At 43.7% G+C, this 830-nt stretch carries 1 protein-coding gene; it reads right to left on the reverse strand.

Features of this window, described 5'->3' with window-relative positions; all coding sequences use genetic code 11:
* Positions 1 to 830: thioredoxin family protein (locus tag AC1M9L_RS14725; RefSeq protein WP_481592549.1), on the reverse strand; the 830-nt coding region annotated here is incomplete at both ends.

Below are 830 nucleotides of genomic sequence, written 5' to 3' on the forward strand. Positions count from 1 at the left end.
GCACCTTTGATGTCAGACACACGTTGTAAGTTCATGATGTCGACACCGTATTCACGAACGTGTGCTTCCATTTCAGCCGCAAACTTAGGACCTTGCGTCTTTTGCACTGATGTAAAGTTTTCAATGTCCATGGTGTCCATGACCTGACCACCCATGCGCTCAGCAACGATTCCTGTACGGATACCTTTACGAGCCGCATAGATTGCAGATGTGTTACCTGCAGGACCACCACCGATCACAAGCACGTCAAATGCATCTTTGGCATTGAGTTTTTCAGCATCTTTCGCTGCAGAGTTAGTATCGAGCTTCGCAACAATTTCTTCCAATGTCATACGACCTTGACCAATATGTTCGTTGTCTTGGAACACCATTGGGACAGCCATGATTTTGCGTTCTTCTACTTCGTCTTGGAAGAATGCACCATCAATCATGGTTGCAGTTGTGCCAGGGTTGTAGATTGCGATCAAGTTAAGTGCTTGAACCACATCTGGACAGTTATGACAGCTTAAAGATACGAATACGTCAAAGTCAGATTTGATTTCTAAAGCTTTGATGGATGCTAATACTTCATCAGTTACTTTTGGTGCATAACCAGAAGTTTGTAGCAATGCCAAAATCAAAGAAGTGAACTCATGACCCATTGGTAAACCTGCGAAGAAGACACGCGGTTCTTCACCTGCTTTTGCAATACCAAAGCTCGGCGCACGTTTATTTTGACCATCAAAACGAGCTGTGACGAATGGAGAAAGTGCTGCCACTTCTTCCACAAGTTCTTTGATTTTTGCAGATTTGTCTGAATCATTTAAAGTCGCAACCAATTCGATTGGACC

Source organism: Acinetobacter sp. ANC_7511 (assembly GCF_056779975.1).